The organism is Varibaculum cambriense, from assembly GCF_032557235.1.
Taxonomy (GTDB): Bacteria; Actinomycetota; Actinomycetes; order Actinomycetales; family Actinomycetaceae; genus Varibaculum; species Varibaculum cambriense_C.
The window spans coordinates 1-15,233 of record NZ_JAWGMB010000010.1 but is presented as its reverse complement, the minus strand read 5'-3'; the positions used below and the strand labels follow the sequence as shown (position 1 = coordinate 15,233).

Genomic DNA, 15,233 nt, shown 5'->3' with positions numbered 1-15,233 from the left:
AATAGACAATATGGACAATTTGGTTCCTCACAAGAGAAACCTTGTCGAGCCTATCAGCAAAAACCCGTCCAACTCCAGCCGAAAGACCGCTTACGGAGGCTATTTTGGCAAAATGTATGCGATAACACAGTGTCACTAGAGCGAGGGCGAGGGGCAGTTCGCCGGTATTGCCCACCCCTGCCGCAAAAAAGATCTAGCTAATGGGCAGCGCTCCGCCAGTTAGTGCCCACGCCAATCCCGACTACCAGGGGTACTGCGAGCTCCGCAGCATGACACATTGCTTCCTCTACCAGGGCGCGCAGCTGCGTTTCCTCCCCCGTGGCTACTTCCAGGATTAATTCGTCGTGAATCTGCAGTAACACCCGAGAAGCCAACTTTTGTTCCTTCAGTTCCTGATCTACCCGGATCATGGCCTGCTTCATCAAATCTGCAGCCGTTCCCTGAATGGGGGCATTAAGGGCTGCCCGCTCCGCCATGCGCCGTAAAGTGTGATTGGAGCTTCTAAGATCGGGGAGTTGCCGGCGCCGCCCCTGCATAGTTTCGGTATAACCCCGCTCGCGCGCCTCCTCCACGATTTGCTGCAAATAGTCGCGAACTTTGCCGAAACGCTGAAAATAACTTTCCATCAGCTTTTCGGCTTCCTTCTGGCCAATCCGCAACTGATTGGCCAGACCGTATGCCGACAAGCCGTAAGCCAAACCATAGGAAGTAGCTTTTACCTTCGAACGCATCTGGTCATCGACTTGCTCGGATGGAATCTCGAAAACCATGGCGGCCATAGTGCGGTGTAGATCTTCACCGGTTTTAATGGCGGCGATCAGATCTTCATCCCCCGACATATGCGCCATTACCCGCATCTCAATCTGGGAATAATCCACGCTCATCAAGTTTTCAAAACCGGATCCGCAAACGAAGGCTTCCCGAATACGTTGCCCGGTTTCGGAGCGTACCGGGATATTTTGCAAGTTCGGATCGGCAGAGGAAAGCCGGCCGGTAGCAGCCACCGTCTGCTTAAAGGTGGTGTGGATCCGCCCATCATCATGAACTGCCTTTTGTAATCCTTCCACGGTCTGCAAAAGTTTTATCGAATCCCGGTGCGCCAGCAAATACTGCAAGAATGGATGCTGGGTTTTACTAAACAGCCACTCCAGGGCATCCGCATTCGTGGTGTATCCGGTGCGAGTTTTTTTCGTTTTCGGCATCCCTAGCTGATCAAATAAAACTTCTTGTAACTGTTTGGGGCTGGATAGATTCAGCTGTGGCCGATCTACTTCGCTCCTAGCCGCCTGCTTAGCGTCCTCGGTTTGCCGTCTTAAATCATTCTCGAGATCCCCTAAAACCTGGTCTGAGACCGCGATCCCAGTATCTTCCATCTGGGCAAGAATCTTAGCGACCGGCCGTTCCATCTCTAGCCATAAATGTTCGGCGCCTCCAGTAGCTAACCGGCCTTGCTCTGCACTGGCAATCTCAGGCAACGCCGCCGCAATCTGCGCCGTCTTAGTGTTAGAAACACCCGAAAAATCCAGTGCGGTCTGTCCGCTGGCTTCTTTTTCTTCCAGCACCAAAGCTCGTCCCAAGAGCTTGCCGCTTAAAACCTCAATATCATAGGAGCGGGCGGAAGGATCCAGCAGATAACCACCAATTTCACTATCCCAGCCAGGTAAACCTAGCGTGATTCCTGCCCCCTTGAGGGCGTGCCAGGCGCTCTTCCAGTTATGGAAAACACTGCCTTGAGGATTATGTAGCCACTGGCGCAGCGCCGCTACGGTTTCTACGTCTCCTTCTATCAAGCTAATACTGGCAGCTTCATTGTTACTGGCCAAAGTAACCTGGGTGGCTTCCCCACTTCCGGGGGTAGTAATTCCCTCAACTACTACCCCTACCGGACCTGTCACCTCCTTTATCCAGGCGGCTGTTTTGTCCGGGGAAATAAGTTTGACTTCTGGGCGTTTTGCCTCAGGCTTTGCTCCGAGGGCGAATGCGGGAATACTAGCTAGAGCCTGACGGGTACCCTCCCCAATCTCCAATTTGTCGAGCAGTTTTTCTAGCTTTGCCGCATCAGCTTTCCCAAAGGTGAGTTCTGGAACCTCAACCCCTAAATCCAGATCAGTCAGCAGTGCATTCAGTTTCCGGTTGCGTTTAACCTCCTCTAGGTGAGCGCGCAGGTCTTCCCCACGTTTTCCACCAATATCGGCGGCGTGGGCGATTACTCCAGTTAACCCGTCATATTTATTAATCCAGGAAGCAGCGGTTTTCTCGCCTACTCCTGGAACCCCGGGCAGATTATCGGCTTTTTCTCCCACCAAGGCGGCAATCTCGGGATAACGGTGTGGCGGCACCCCATATTTTTCTTCAATCGCTTGGGGAGTCATCCGTTTGAGGTCGGTGATCGAGCGAGAAGGATAGAGCACTGTAACTTGCTCGTTTGATAACTGGAAAGTGTCGCGATCCCCACTAGCAACCAGTACCCGGATCCCGGCGGCCCTGCCGCGGCTCGCTAGGGTAGCTAAAATATCGTCGGCCTCGATATTTTCTTGTTCTAAAGTGGTGACCCCCAGGTGAGCTAGCGCCTCTTTGATGAGTTCAACTTGTCCAGCAAACTCGGGCGGAGTAGGTTTACGTCCGGCTTTGTATTCAGGGTATTGATCGGTGCGGAAAGAATGGCGAGAAACGTCAAAAGCCACCGCTAAATAGTCGGGTTGCTCATCCTGCAACATTTTTACTAGCATCCGCAAGAACCCGAACACCGCGTTAGTGTATTGCCCCTCTTGGGTACAAAAATTTGCGGGATCGAGGGCGTAGAACGCGCGAAAAGCTGCGGAATGCCCATCAACTACTAGCAGGGTTTTCTTGTCGGCCATGTTTTCCTCCTATTAGCTATCCTAGAGGAAAGGTCTTATCCCCACAGCAGCGGGCTATAACTGCTGTTTAAACCGGTTTTACCCGATCTGTTCTACCACTGCTTCAGCGACTTCTCGCATCGTTAGGCGCCGATTCATGGAGGTGGTCTGGATCCAACGGAAGGCATCCGGCTCACTCATTTCCATGTTTTCCATCAGTAGCCCTTTAGCCCGATCCACCACTTTGCGAGTCTCGAAACGATCCTGTAAGTCAGCTACTTCACCTTCCAACGATTGGATCTCTGCATGTCGTGAAAGCGCGATTTCGATCGCGGGCAAGAGTTCAGCGGGAGTGAAAGGTTTAACCACATAGGCCATGGCACCAGCATCTCGCGCCCGTTCCACCAATTCTTTTTGCGAAAATGCGGTGAGCATCACTACTGCGCAAGAGATTTCTTTCATAATCTTTTCCGCAGCCGTAATTCCGTCCATTTTAGGCATCTTCACATCCATTACGCACAGGTCAGGATGGTTTTCTATCGCTGCCTGATAGGCAGCTTCCCCATCTCCGGCCTCGGCTACTACTTCGTAACCGGCATCCGTGAGAGTTTCCACAATATCCAGGCGGATCAGGGTTTCATCCTCGGCTACCAGCACTTTACGAGAAGCAGTCTGATTTTTCTTGGTGTTAGATTTCGAAGTTGCCACGTGTCTATATTAGACTGAAACCCGTCGCGCTTTACAGCGTTACAAAAAAGCCTCGATGGCGGAATTGGTAGACGCAGCGGATTCAAAATCCGCCGTCCTTCACCGGACATGTGGGTTCGAGTCCCACTCGAGGTACTGATCAGGGAGTAACCCCCAGGTATCGGGGTTTTCACCGCTCGTTTTTAAGCTATTATCTCTCCCCCGGAAGGCTGCGCTACTTTTAGGTTTTGCGCCGGATCCACCCTAAAAAAGTTACTTATGAAAATCCTCACTAAGACAGATTCCTCCCGGATGGGAACTATTTTTCTTAGTAACTATGCTCACGAGGACATCCTTGCCTTTTTACGGCCTGCAGCACCCTACTGCCCCACTTGCTAACGCTTGCGGCGTTCGCGTACCCGTACCGATATTTGGATGGGACTGCCGATAAAACCGTACTCTTCGCGCAGGCGATGTTCGATAAAACGGCGGTAGGACGGATCTAGGAACCCGGTGGTAAAGAGTACAAACCGGGGAGGAGCTGCCGAAACCTGGGTAGCGAACATGATCCGCGGCTGTTTTCCTCCCCTAACCGGGTGCGGATGTTCAGCAACCAACCGCCCCAGGAAAGTATTAAGTTCACTGGTGGTAATCCGGGTATTCCAACCTGCAAGTGCCTGGGCTAAAGCCCCCTGGATGCGGTTAGTATGCCAGGCGGTTTTCGCCGAAAGGTTAATCCGGGGCGCCCAATCCACGTGGGACAGTTGCAAATCCCATTCGCGTTCTAAATCGTGGCGACGTTCCTCATCCAGCAAATCCCATTTATTGTTTACCAGTACCAGGGCTCTGCCCGCAGAAATAACATCTTCAATGATCCTAATATCCGCGCTGGCCAAGGGCTGGGAGGCATCGAGTAACACCATCGCCACATCGGCTTCCTCAATCGCTGCCTGGGTGCGCAAGGAAGCATAAAAGTCAGCCCCCCGACTCTTCAGCATCCGGCGGCGAATCCCGGCGGTATCCACGAATGTCCAGGGAACCCCAGCGATCTCGATTACTTCATCTACCGGATCACGAGTAGTACCTGCCAGTTCGTTGACCACTACTCGCTGAGAACCGGCAAGCGCGTTAAGCAGCGAAGATTTACCCACATTAGGGCGACCAATCAGCGCCACGCGCCCCGGGCTGCCCTCCGGAAGCGTCCGCGAATACTGGGATTCTTCCGGCAGCATTCCAATCGCTTTATCCAACAGATCACCACTGCCCCGCCCATGGAGGGCAGACAGCGGGAAGGGTTCTCCCAACCCCAATGACCACAGCGCGGCCGCATCGGCTTCCACCCGCTCGGAATCAACCTTATTGGCTACTAAAATCACCGGTTTATTGCAGCGCTGCAAAATCCGAGCAATCTGCATATCGGTTTCGGTGGCTCCCACTTGGGCATCGGTCACAAATAGCACCGCATCGGCAAGCTGGATCGAGGCTTCGGCTTGCGCCGCCACCATCTGATCCAAACCCTTTACGCCCAGCTCCCAGCCACCAGTGTCCAGCAATTGGAAATCTTTACCTGCCCACTGCGCTTGGTAACGTACCCGATCGCGGGTTACTCCCGGCTGGTCTTGTACAACGGCCGCGCGCCGCCCTAAAATTCGGTTAACCAGGGTGGATTTACCTACGTTTGGGCGCCCGATAACCGCAAGTACCGGCAGGGCGCCGCTGTCCGGCATTTGCGCAGAGGTAGCGTCGCCCTCAAGTAGCTCCAGATCGTCATCCTGTAGCTCAATTTCACTGAGCAGATTCGCAGAATCCGCGGGGTTTAAGTCTTCACTCACGCCTTTTAGTTTAGGCGAGGCCAGGTGGCTTTGGCGAAACCTTATCCTTGACGCGCCCGGAAAGTCCGGCCGACCATTTCCACTACCGCTTCCATAGTTTCTTGTTCATCCAGGTCGGAAGAATCTAGCAGTTCAACCCCGGGAGCAGGAGTCGTGAAGTTGTTTACTTGGGAGTCGGCCAGGTCACGGGCGGCAACTGCATCGCTACCTGCTCCTGGCTGCTGGGCGCGGCGCTGCTCGCGCACCTCGGGAGAGGCAGTGAGCAAGATTTTAACGTCTGCATCCGGAGCCACCACGGTAGTAATATCGCGCCCTTCGGCTACGATTCCCCGCCCGGATGCTTGGGCGGCTTGGATGATTTGCCGCTGGCGGGCAATCATCTGTTCACGCACCCCGGGAACCGCGCTAACCTGGGAGACAGCGCTATTTACTTCCTCCCCGTGCAGGAAACGAGTCACATCACGCCCCTCAATTAGGACACGCGGGGCATGGGCAACCGCTTCTACCTGCATCGGAATTGAACCGGCCAGCATAGTCAGCGCCGCCGGATCGTTTAAATCTGTTCCTTGCTGCAACGCGTACCAGGTGAGGGCGCGATACATGGCGCCAGTGTTTAAAAAGTTAGTGCCTAGCTCCGCAGCAGATAGGCGCGCGATGGTAGATTTGCCTGCCCCGCTGGGGCCATCAATTGCGATTACCAAGCCGGCTCCAAGAATCTGCTGGCTAACGTACTGCGAACCGTCACCTGACATAGCGTTATAACCCTTCTGAAAGCATTATTACTGGAACGCGCGAATGCGTCCCCTACCCTTCGATACTATGCCATTTATAGCCGTTTAGGATAGCTTCCTCGCTAATATCTAAAGCGAATAAACTAAGAAGCCACGATTTCCCAGCCTTTTATCTCCAGTTTTTCCGCCAGCGAGGCCGCGGAGTTAGGTTCAATTGACAACCGGGCTATCCCGAAGGCCGCTCCTGGGGAGTGCTCCAGTTCCAAATCTTCAATATTGATACCGGTCTCTCCTACCGCCTGGAAAAGTCTGCCTAAGGTACCGGCCTCGTCTGGCACTTTAACCATTACTTCCTGGTAGCGTCGGGGTGCTCCCCCGTGTTTGCCGGGGATACGCGCCACACCTAAGTTGCCTTGTCGCATCGCTAAGGTTACGGCTCCTACCAAGCTGGGGGATGGGATATTGGCTCCGGGATGTTCTAGGGCTTGCAAAACTTGCTGCATATCATCAGCAAATCCCCGCAATACTTTAGCTACATGATCAGCGTTACCTGCAATGATTGCTGCCCACAGGGCGGGATCGGAAGAAGCAATCCGGGTGGTATCCCGCAGCCCTTGCCCCGCTAGTCCTAGGGATTCCGGCATCGCTTTCGCGAGTTGCGCGGCTAAGAGGGAAGATACCAATTGGGGAACATGGGAAACTAGCGCCACCGATTGGTCATGAGTTTCCGCATCCAGTTGCAGCGGCAGGGAACCTACATCTAAAGCGAGGCTGCGCATCGCTAAAACTGCCCCCGCCGCAGTTTTCTGGTTGGGAACTATCACCCAAGGGCGGGATTCGAACAGGTCTTCGCGGGCAAACGCCGTCCCGGAACGCTCTCTGCCCGCCATAGGATGCGATCCCACGTAGCGGGTCAGATCCGCCCCGGCCTGCGCAACTTCCTCTAAAATCACGCTTTTTACCGAAGCCACATCGGTAACTAGGGCACTCGGGAACTCTTTGAGCGCGGCGATTACCTGGTCGGCAGCCACATCAGGGGGCGTGGCTACCACTACTAGCGCGGGTTCGGGGGAGTTTTTCTCCCAGTTGCTACCGGCTCCCATATCGCAGGCCAGGGCACTAACTACCGGATAAATATCCCGTAAAAAAACTTGGACTCCCATTTTGCTCAGGCGCATCCCCAGGGATGCTCCTAGCAGGCCCGCTCCAATAATCAATACTGGCCCGGTGGTACCTACTTGGCTATCTGAAAGCGGCGATTGCATATTTGCCATAGCTTCACCCTAAAGGCCGACGCTTTGCATCAGTACGCTTAGCTCAGGTTTTGAGAGGCGACGGGTTGCTCCCAGGGGCAAAGTCCCCAGTTTCACGGTGCCATGCGCAATCCGCGATAATTCCATCACCGGGGCTCCTACCTCCTCTAACATGCGACGCACAATCCGGTTTCGTCCCAGATGCAGCTCAATTTCCACCAAGGTGAGCCCCCCGTGAGTACCTTTTATTGATACCCGGTCAGCCTGCGCAAACCCGTCCTCCAGCATGATTCCGGAGCGCAGCTCCTGGGCAGTCTTGCCGGTAAATTTGCCTTTCACAGTCGCTAAATAAGTTTTCGGCACCTCCCAGGAGGGATGGGTGAGGCGGTTAGCCAGTTCCCCATCGTTAGTTAGCAGCAAGAGCCCAGAAGTATCCACGTCTAACCTGCCCACATGGAACAGTCGTTCCCGGTAGTCGGTCAAAAATTGGGTGAGGTCGTGGGGGGCACCACGGAGGGAAGATTCCACCCCGGTGGGCTTATTGAGAGCGATCGTGACTCGGGAATCATCGATCATCACTAGCTGCCCATCTACATGCAACATCACCTGATCGGGATCAACTTTGCTGCCTAGCTCGCGCACCACTTTGCCATTGACTTTCACCCGCCCGGAAACGATCAGTTTTTCACAGGCACGCCGGGATGCTACCCCGGCACCCGCCAAGACTTTTTGCAGTCGTTCTTCTTTACCGCTTTTGGTAGTTGCTTGCGGTTTGGCCATCGGCACCTGCGGGTCTTGACGCCGGGGAGGCATCGGGGCTAAGGGAATCTTGTCAGCTGGCCGCCCCTGCCGGTCGGTACCCTCATCGCTTTCCTGATAGGAACTAAGATCAGTCAACTTGGCTTCTCCTATTGGGTTTTATTTCTTAACTGCCCTCATCCTATCGCGGCGCCAAATTATTCTTTGAGCCGGGCCTCTAACTCGTCTAGTTCTTCACTGCCCGGCAGATGCGGAGCCAGCGGCGGGAGTTCATCCAGGCTGGCTAGCCCCATTCGTTCTAAGAAACTGGTAGTGGTGCCGTAAAGAATCGCCCCCGAATCTGCCCGCTCAACTTCTCGAATTAAATCGTGCGCTAACAGGGTACGTACTACCCCATCTACACTTACTCCCCGAATACTGGAGATTACCGAGCGGGAGACCGGCTGGCGGTAAGCGATTACGGCTAGGGTTTCTAAAGCGGGGTTGGACAGATGGGAGGTTCCCCCTTGGGTGAGAAAATCGGAGACTACTTCTTCTTGCGCGGGGGCAGAATAGATCCGCCACCCTCCCGCCACGTTGCGTAATACGAATCCGTGAGGACGAGCGGTTTCGCCTGCATATTCGGCACGCAATTGCTCTAAAGCTACCTTTACCTGTTGGGGGTTGCTTTTAAGGCGCGGCGCGAGTTCCTCGGGGCTTAATGGCTCACTGGCTACAATCAAAATTGCCTCAAGGCCGGCCAGTAGCTGTTCATCGGCGGAGTTAGTCATCGGTGGCTCCATATTCGTCAAAAATAAAGTTGTTAAAGTCTGGGATTTCCTTGCTATCTAAGGTCACATAAAGTTCTTCCAGTGCGCTTTCTTGGGTAAATTCCACGCAGCGATGTCGGTAGAGTTCCAGTAAAGCTAAGAAGCGGGTGACTCTTTCGGTAGCGTTTTTGGCAGACCGGGTCAGCTGGCTAAAGCTAGCTTTGCCACTTCGTTTTAACTCGGCAACCACGATTTGGGTTTGCTCTGCCAGGGAGGCTTGCGGCAGGTGTAGATGGGACAGGGAAACTTGAGGAGGACGGCGGGTAAAAGCCTCCGCGGCGGCGCGGGCTAAATCTTCGGGGGTGAAATCCACTCGTAGCGGCGGCAAGAGGCGAGCGAACTTGGCGGGCAGGGGTACTTCCCGCGGATAGTAGGCTCCACCTTCCCCGATGCGCACGCGTAAATAATCTGCGACTTCCTTATAGGCGCGGTACTGCAAAAGTCGAGAAAATAGCAGGTCGCGTACCTCTAAATATTCGGGATCTAGTTCCTCGGTTTCTTCTCCGGGCAGCAGCTGACTGGCCTTGATGTTAAGCAAGGTAGCCGCGATCTCTAGGAATTGGGAGGCTTGCGATAAATCCGGAAACGCCTGCATATAGGCTATAAAATCATCGGTTACCTGCGCTAATGCCACCTCGGTAATATCGAGTTTGTTTTTGATGATCAAGGTGAGCAGCAAATCTAGCGGCCCGGAAAATACTTCTAGTTCCAGTTCAAAAGGGGGAACTTTTTCCGGGTCGGTTTTTCCGCCTAGCTGAGGAGGAAACAGCGTTGCCCCTTCCTCATTTACTGCTTGGAGATTAGTCGCAGTAGCCGGCGAGTTAGGCGGCGTCACCACGAGCAATAACCTCGCGCGCCAACTGCCGGTAAGCTGCCGCTCCTGGATGGGAAGGCGCAAAAGTAGTGATCGGTTCGGTAGCTACCGAGGCGTCCGGGAACTTTACAGTCCGGCGAATAACCGTCTGATAGACCCGATCTCCGAATGCCTCTTGCAGGCGCTCCATTACTTCTCGCGAATGTAGGGTGCGGGTATCGACCATAGTCGCCAAAATCCCGTCTATCTTCAGTTTAGGATTGAGACGGTCACGGACTTTTTCAATGGTTTCTACCAGCAGTGCTACCCCGCGCAGGGCGAAAAACTCGGTTTCCATGGGGATCATTACCCCGTGCGCCGCAGTCAGAGCATTCACCGTCAGCAACCCCAGGGACGGCTGGCAATCAATCAAAATCACATCATACTTTTCGCTAACCGGGTGGAGGGCGCGGGCGAGCGCCATTTCCCGGGCGACCTCGTTAACCATTTGAATCTCGGCAGCGGAAAGATCGATATTGGCCGGCACCAGATCCATACCCTCGATCGCAGTGGGATGAATAACCTGCTCCACATTAACGTTGCGATCCAGGAGCACATTGTAGATAGTGGCGTCCAGGTCGTTGCCGTTTACCCCCAGTCCGGCAGTCGCGGCACCTTGGGGATCAAAATCTACAATCAGCACCTTGCGCCCATACTCTGCCAAAGAAGCAGCCAAGTTAATGGTGGTAGTAGTCTTACCAACCCCGCCTTTTTGGTTGCACATGGCAATAATCCGCGCGGGCCCATGAGACTTTAGGGGCGCAGGCGCGGGAAACTCCGCATCTTTCGGGGTTGGCGGGGGCATCAAACCTGGTTGAATATCGCTCACCCTTATAACGATATGACAACCTGAGAAAAAATGTTACCAAGCGGCGTTCCCGTAGCCTTTTATCCTCGCTCGGTATCGTAAAATCTGCATCTTGCTACTGGCATATAAAAAACACAGGCGACAGTAACCACCTAGATAGAGATTTGAAAGTAGTCATGAATCCCCAGTTACCTAAACTAACTGGCGGGAATGTGGAATAAAGCCCTCATTCGTGCAGTGGTACACAATGAGGAGATTATATTTTTCAGACCAGCTGCGGTGCTCTAGTGCGTGGGGCTCAGATTTTATCCGAGTAGCTGCGGTGACCTCCTGTGCGGGGAAAATATTTTATCCGAGTAGGTGCGGTGGGCATAAAGTCTGCGAAAATACGTCAGTATTTTCGCAGACTTTGGGCAGGAGGAAAAATATTTTCCCCGCACTACCCTGCCCATGGGAAAAATCTGAGCCCCCACGCAAGGCACTCCCCTGCATCACCACGCGAAACCTCTTCACACTCACCGAGCACGCGGATGGGTCTCTTGATACACCTCACGCAACAAAGTCGCAGTGACCTTGGTATAGATCTGGGTGGTAGTTACATTCACGTGACCGAGCAGCTCTTGCACTACCCTAACGTCCGCTCCGCCCTCTAACATATGGGTGGCGAAGGAATGCCGCAGGCTGTGGGGAGAAACCGGTGTTTTTATCCCCGCTTTTTCCGCGGCCTCGCGAATAATATTCCAGGCGCTTTGCCGCGATAGCCGTCCTCCCCGCAGATTCAAGAACAGCGCGGAACTACCCCGGCCTTTTTGCGCAAGCTGTGGGCGGGCGCGTACCAGATAGGCATCTAATGCCTGGACCGCGTATTCCCCTAGCGGTACTAGCCGTTGCTTGTTGCCTTTTCCGGTTACGGTAACTAGGGTAATCGGGTTTTCTTCCGACTCCTCTACCTCACTACCAGCTAAAACTCCTAAATCATCCACGTCTAGGGCGCACACCTCACTCACCCGGGCTCCCGACGCATACAAGGTCTCCAGCAGTGCTCGCGAGCGCAAAGAAGCGGGGTCTTCCCCGCTAAAGGCTTCCAGCAGGGCGCGAGTCTGGGTGATGCTGAGTGCTTTGGGAAGCGGTCGCGCCAGGCGGGGATTTTCTAGGCTTTCGGTGGGGTCAGTGCTACTCAAGCGTTCGTTTAACATAAAGCCGTGGAATCCGCGCAGAGAGGCCATTAACCGCGCAACAGAAGAGGCCGCCAACGGGTTTTTCCCGTCTTCTCCGGCTGCGGCTGCCTGCAAGAACGCCCGCAAAGTTTCGGGGGTGATTTCCGCTAGAGAATGAACACCGGCGCCGACTAAATATTCGTGGTAACGCGCCAAGTCACGCCGGTAGGAGCCGACAGTGTTATTTGATAGTCCGCGTTCAATCGCCAGGTGATCTAGATATGTCCCGCTCGCCTGTTCGATTTCATCCATAGGGTTATTTTAGAGGGCACATTCGTTTTTACCTTACTGCCACCTGTAGCAAAGTTATTTTTCCCACCGGGACACGCCAGGGTGATAATAGAAGCACCGTTGATTTTTAGGAGTGATCTTTTATGGCTTTATTCGCGATTGAATATTTTTACGATCCTGCCGCCGCCGCAAAAATGGATGAGGTGCGCCCTGACCACCGCGCGCATCTGCGCAGCCTGCACGATCAAGGGATTGTGAAACTAGTGGGATCTTGGGTTGATGATCCCCACCCGGGCGCGCTTATCGCAGTGGAAGCCGAATCTGGCGAGGACGCCCTCGCCGCTTTAGCTGAAGATCCCTTCTTCCTGGCCGGTTTCATTACCGAACGCAAAGTGCACCAGTGGAACGTAATCATCGGAGAAATCGCCTAGTCAAAGCTCTGTTAGCGACGCCTGGATTTAGCAGAGGCTGAGGGTGTGCCCTCTCACCGCCCCTCTACGCCACTTGCAGAGGTTTTATCTGTTCAAGTTCAGCTCCCGAGCGGTCACTGGCAAGATCAAGTTCGTAGCGAGTTTGCAGATTCAACCAAAACTCAGCAGAAGTTCCAAAGAAGCGTGAAAGACGCAGGGCGGTGTCCGCACTTATCCCTCTTTTGCCGTGCACAATTTCATTGATGCGCCGGGGCGGCACCCCAATTGAGACAGCTAGTTTATTCTGGCTAAGCCCCATTTCAGTAAGAAAGTCTTCACTGAGGACTTCACCGGGGTGAATAGGGGCTAACTTTTCAGTGGTAGTCAACAATCTCCACCTCCTTGGGGCCGGAGGACGTCCATACAAAACATATCCTCCACTGTTCATTTATCCTGATGCTATATTGTCCTGACCGATCGCCTCTAAGAGCCTCTAACCGATTTCCCGGTGGAACCCGCAAATCTTCTAGGCAAGCTGCAGCGCCAACTTGACGTAGTTTACGTAGCGCAGTCAGCTGGATTCGCGGGCCACGAGAACGTACCGGCTGCCGATTCCACAGCCGCTCCGTTTCCTTGTTCCCGAACGATCGAATCATCTAAACAGTATAACGCACTCCGTTATTAACGCTAGACGTTAAATTTGAATTCAACGGGTTTTCGAAAGAAATAACCTCCCCCTAGCCCCTACCTTTATTTCGTATTACAATTACGGACATGAAAACTATCAACGGGCAACCAGTCTGCGAAGAGCAAATCGATGCATGGGTAGCCGAAGCCGAAAAGGGCTACGACGTAGAGACGCTTCGTCGTAGAGGAAGGAAACCTCGCAACGAAGATGCTGCGAAGGTTATCTCCATTCGGCTTTCTCCCAGTGAGATCTCGAATCTCGACAAGTATGCGGCTGCCAACGGATGGTCAAGGTCTCAGGCAATCCGCGAAGTATTAAAGAATGCCATCTAGAAATGGATGTACGTCGGAGTGCCACGAAACACGGCATCAATCCGGAAGACTCAGTCACTGCGGCGACATCAGGCTGCGTTTTTAAGGCTCCACTCGACGAAGATCACCCTCAGCGAGAATTGCGCCTCGGGTTCGACGGCTCGATGAGACTGCTCGAAATCGTTATTCTCATCTGGGATGACGGCACCGAAACGATCATCCACTCAATGAAGGCACGCAGACAGTACCGCAGCTTGCTCGATTAGTCTCGAAGGATAAATTCCATCGCGTTTGTCCCTCTTTCCCATCCAACAACCCGCCCTCCTCCGTGAACATCAAGCGTCCGATTAGAGAGAAGTGGCCGAGATACCCCCATCGGGTGAACTACCTGGAGGTTCTGCCTAAATCGAACCAAGTGAACGGCGGTCGTTGAGCAAGAATCAACGGTAGAAACCGCTGCTTAACTCCTTCTAGCTAGAATCGATTTCCCCCACGTGCAGCAAAACCCGAAGATCGAAGTAGACAAAAGGAATCTATATGCCCGTCTAATGGACAGAAATCAATCATCAGACTCTAGACGTTAAACTTGAATTCGACGGAGTGTCGTCGATAAATAACTATTCGATGCGCAAAGTACAACGAAATACCGCTAGAAACAGACAACATATGGGGGTGCACAGAAACACATATAGGTTCTGCGGAAAACCTATAGGGTGCGTCGCTAAAAACCGCTGTGCGCGAAAAACATAAAGGGTTTACGGACCCGGTCCCAGACCCCTCAATACTCTGAGCCGGAAGAATGGAAAGTGGAAGGTTGATGTATCCCCACTATTTATTTTTTCCGTTTTTCGGAGTACATCGGGAGCTACAACTGCGGACCAGCTCTGTGTGAACTAGATGAGAAGGCGCAGCAGCGAATCATCGACGCTGGACAGTTGGTGCTGCGGGCACGCGAGCGGCACCCCCAGCGGTCACTCGCGGAGCACTACAACCCGTTATCGATGGACCCAATTCTGCTCAAGGCCCACAACAACTTGGACCGGGAAGTCGATAAGGCTTTCGATGTGGCACGCAAACTCACCAACGAGCGCCAGCGCCAGGAGCTACTGTTCGCCAGCTACGGGGAGTTGGCGAGGGGCTATGTCTCCTCGCTTTCATCAAAATCGAAACCACCAGCAGGGTCGTTCCCCGTGCGGGTGATTTTGATCGGTCCCGCTGCTGGGTGTAGAACCCTGTCGCTGGCAACGCCGGGAACTATGACTGTGCCCGACGAGAACACGTCACTGCCATAACGCGGCTCACGGTAGACGAACATGGGTCGTTCACTACTACTGGTGGATTTCGGTTTTGGTGGTGGGGGGATTACCGCCGCCGGCCTCGATTTTTCCGTTGAGGAGGGCGTTGACTACTTCCCGATTGTGAAATGGGCCGATGGCGCGGTGAAGAGGAACCAGTCACCTGGAAGAGATCGATCCAGTCGCTGGTGTGCAATCTGGGAGGTAGGGTTGCGGGGTCGATTCCTCGCGAGCGCAACCATGATTGTGTCTCTGAACGTGATGAAAACAACCCTGCCCTTCGGAGAATTTCCCCTATCCCGCGTCCCCGGGCGGTGAAAACGGTGTGCACCATCGCCTGAAAGGCTTTGCGTTGCTCTATCGGGATCTTCGGGTCACCCACCCGGCGGATCACTAAGATCCCCCCGTCAACGTTTGGCTGTGGCCGGAAAGCAGACCTTGGTACTCGGGAACCAAGGTGAAACGTGAACCATGGGGACCACTGAGCTGTCATCATCGTGCTTGCACCT

At 53.8% G+C, this 15,233-nt stretch carries 17 protein-coding genes and 1 tRNA gene; 5 read left to right on the top strand and 13 right to left on the bottom strand.

Going from position 1 to position 15,233, the window contains the following annotated elements; genetic code table 11:
* Positions 1-197: 197 nt before the first annotated feature.
* Positions 198-2,861: a DNA polymerase I gene (gene polA, locus E6072_RS07745; protein WP_316694890.1), complete on the bottom strand. Its 2,664-nt coding sequence runs from the start codon at positions 2,859-2,861 to the stop codon at positions 198-200.
* A 78-nt stretch (positions 2,862-2,939) separates the two neighbouring features.
* Complete coding sequence (locus tag E6072_RS07740) at positions 2,940-3,548, bottom strand: response regulator (RefSeq protein WP_316694888.1); 609 nt, start codon at positions 3,546-3,548, stop codon at positions 2,940-2,942.
* Positions 3,549-3,597: 49 nt separating this feature from the next.
* On the opposite strand from E6072_RS07740, the gene E6072_RS07735 reads away from it, so the two are divergent.
* Positions 3,598-3,683: transfer RNA gene (locus E6072_RS07735), tRNA-Leu, on the top strand.
* A 239-nt stretch (positions 3,684-3,922) separates the two neighbouring features.
* Here the strand turns inward: E6072_RS07735 and der are convergent.
* The 8 genes from der to xerD all read right to left on the bottom strand — a co-directional run bounded on the left by der (position 3,923) and on the right by xerD (position 12,041).
* Positions 3,923-5,359, bottom strand: coding sequence for a ribosome biogenesis GTPase Der (der, locus tag E6072_RS07730; protein ID WP_316694887.1), 1,437 nt, complete (start codon positions 5,357-5,359; stop codon positions 3,923-3,925).
* A 41-nt stretch (positions 5,360-5,400) separates the two neighbouring features.
* The gene (cmk, locus tag E6072_RS07725; protein ID WP_316694886.1) at positions 5,401-6,111 is read right to left on the bottom strand and encodes a (d)CMP kinase; all 711 of its coding nucleotides are present in this window, start codon (positions 6,109-6,111) and stop codon (positions 5,401-5,403) included.
* Between the two features lie 122 nt (positions 6,112-6,233).
* Entirely contained in the window at positions 6,234-7,355 is a 1,122-nt protein-coding gene (locus E6072_RS07720; RefSeq protein WP_399335669.1) for a prephenate dehydrogenase, read from the bottom strand.
* A gap of 18 nt (positions 7,356-7,373) precedes the next feature.
* A complete protein-coding gene (locus E6072_RS07715; protein ID WP_316694959.1) occupies positions 7,374-8,123 on the bottom strand; it encodes a pseudouridine synthase in 750 nt (249 codons plus the stop codon).
* Positions 8,124-8,299: 176 nt separating this feature from the next.
* The gene (scpB, locus tag E6072_RS07710; RefSeq protein WP_288291745.1) at positions 8,300-8,872 is read right to left on the bottom strand and encodes an SMC-Scp complex subunit ScpB; all 573 of its coding nucleotides are present in this window, start codon (positions 8,870-8,872) and stop codon (positions 8,300-8,302) included.
* Positions 8,865-9,746, bottom strand: a complete 882-nt coding sequence (locus E6072_RS07705; RefSeq protein WP_316694883.1) for a ScpA family protein — start codon at positions 9,744-9,746, stop codon at positions 8,865-8,867. The genes scpB and E6072_RS07705 overlap by 8 nt, the downstream gene beginning before the upstream one ends.
* The gene (locus tag E6072_RS07700) at positions 9,733-10,569 is read right to left on the bottom strand and encodes a ParA family protein (RefSeq protein ID WP_101930077.1); all 837 of its coding nucleotides are present in this window, start codon (positions 10,567-10,569) and stop codon (positions 9,733-9,735) included. The genes E6072_RS07705 and E6072_RS07700 overlap by 14 nt, the downstream gene beginning before the upstream one ends.
* 518 nt (positions 10,570-11,087) lie before the next feature.
* Positions 11,088-12,041, bottom strand: coding sequence for a site-specific tyrosine recombinase XerD (gene xerD, locus E6072_RS07695; protein WP_288291743.1), 954 nt, complete (start codon positions 12,039-12,041; stop codon positions 11,088-11,090).
* 122 nt (positions 12,042-12,163) lie between these two features.
* Here xerD and E6072_RS07690 point away from each other — a divergent pair, with 122 nt between their 5' ends.
* Positions 12,164-12,451, top strand: a complete 288-nt coding sequence (locus tag E6072_RS07690; protein WP_288291742.1) for a YciI family protein — start codon at positions 12,164-12,166, stop codon at positions 12,449-12,451.
* Positions 12,452-12,515: 64 nt separating this feature from the next.
* Here E6072_RS07690 and E6072_RS07685 read toward each other — a convergent pair whose 3' ends face one another.
* A complete protein-coding gene (locus E6072_RS07685; RefSeq protein WP_288291741.1) occupies positions 12,516-12,818 on the bottom strand; it encodes a HigA family addiction module antitoxin in 303 nt (100 codons plus the stop codon).
* Positions 12,805-13,086, bottom strand: coding sequence for a type II toxin-antitoxin system RelE/ParE family toxin (locus E6072_RS07680; protein ID WP_288291740.1), 282 nt, complete (start codon positions 13,084-13,086; stop codon positions 12,805-12,807). Before E6072_RS07680 ends, E6072_RS07685 begins: the two co-directional genes overlap by 14 nt.
* Before the next feature lie 118 nt (positions 13,087-13,204).
* Here E6072_RS07680 and E6072_RS07675 point away from each other — a divergent pair, with 118 nt between their 5' ends.
* The 3 genes from E6072_RS07675 to E6072_RS07665 all read left to right on the top strand — a co-directional run bounded on the left by E6072_RS07675 (position 13,205) and on the right by E6072_RS07665 (position 14,721).
* On the top strand, positions 13,205-13,450 hold the full coding sequence (locus tag E6072_RS07675) for a ribbon-helix-helix domain-containing protein (RefSeq protein ID WP_288335782.1): 246 nt from the start codon (positions 13,205-13,207) through the stop codon (positions 13,448-13,450).
* 2 nt (positions 13,451-13,452) lie between these two features.
* Positions 13,453-13,695 carry a hypothetical protein gene (locus E6072_RS07670; protein ID WP_316694878.1) on the top strand — a complete coding sequence of 81 codons (243 nt, stop codon included), beginning with the start codon at positions 13,453-13,455 and terminating at the stop codon, positions 13,693-13,695.
* Positions 13,696-14,367: 672 nt separating this feature from the next.
* Positions 14,368-14,721, top strand: coding sequence for a type IIL restriction-modification enzyme MmeI (locus tag E6072_RS07665; protein ID WP_016423158.1), 354 nt, complete (start codon positions 14,368-14,370; stop codon positions 14,719-14,721).
* 70 nt (positions 14,722-14,791) lie between these two features.
* Here the strand turns inward: E6072_RS07665 and E6072_RS07660 are convergent.
* A partial coding sequence (locus E6072_RS07660) for an rRNA adenine N-6-methyltransferase family protein (RefSeq protein WP_399335630.1) occupies positions 14,792-15,233 on the bottom strand: 442 nt, incomplete at its 5' end.

Bases quoted from the DNA above. Each gene is read 5' to 3' on its own strand.
- polA (WP_316694890.1), bottom strand. From the start codon at position 2,861: ATGGCCGACAAGAAAACCCTGCTAGTAGTTGATGGGCATTCCGCAGCT.
- E6072_RS07675 (WP_288335782.1), top strand. From the start codon at position 13,205: ATGAAAACTATCAACGGGCAACCAGTCTGCGAAGAGCAAATCGATGCA.
- E6072_RS07670 (WP_316694878.1), top strand. From the start codon at position 13,453: ATGGATGTACGTCGGAGTGCCACGAAACACGGCATCAATCCGGAAGAC.
- E6072_RS07715 (WP_316694959.1), bottom strand. From the start codon at position 8,123: ATGGCCAAACCGCAAGCAACTACCAAAAGCGGTAAAGAAGAACGACTG.
- E6072_RS07690 (WP_288291742.1), top strand. From the start codon at position 12,164: ATGGCTTTATTCGCGATTGAATATTTTTACGATCCTGCCGCCGCCGCA.
- cmk (WP_316694886.1), bottom strand. From the start codon at position 6,111: ATGTCAGGTGACGGTTCGCAGTACGTTAGCCAGCAGATTCTTGGAGCC.
- E6072_RS07720 (WP_399335669.1), bottom strand. From the start codon at position 7,355: ATGCAATCGCCGCTTTCAGATAGCCAAGTAGGTACCACCGGGCCAGTA.
- xerD (WP_288291743.1), bottom strand. From the start codon at position 12,041: ATGGATGAAATCGAACAGGCGAGCGGGACATATCTAGATCACCTGGCG.
- scpB (WP_288291745.1), bottom strand. From the start codon at position 8,872: ATGACTAACTCCGCCGATGAACAGCTACTGGCCGGCCTTGAGGCAATT.
- E6072_RS07680 (WP_288291740.1), bottom strand. From the start codon at position 13,086: ATGATTCGATCGTTCGGGAACAAGGAAACGGAGCGGCTGTGGAATCGG.
- E6072_RS07700 (WP_101930077.1), bottom strand. From the start codon at position 10,569: ATGCCCCCGCCAACCCCGAAAGATGCGGAGTTTCCCGCGCCTGCGCCC.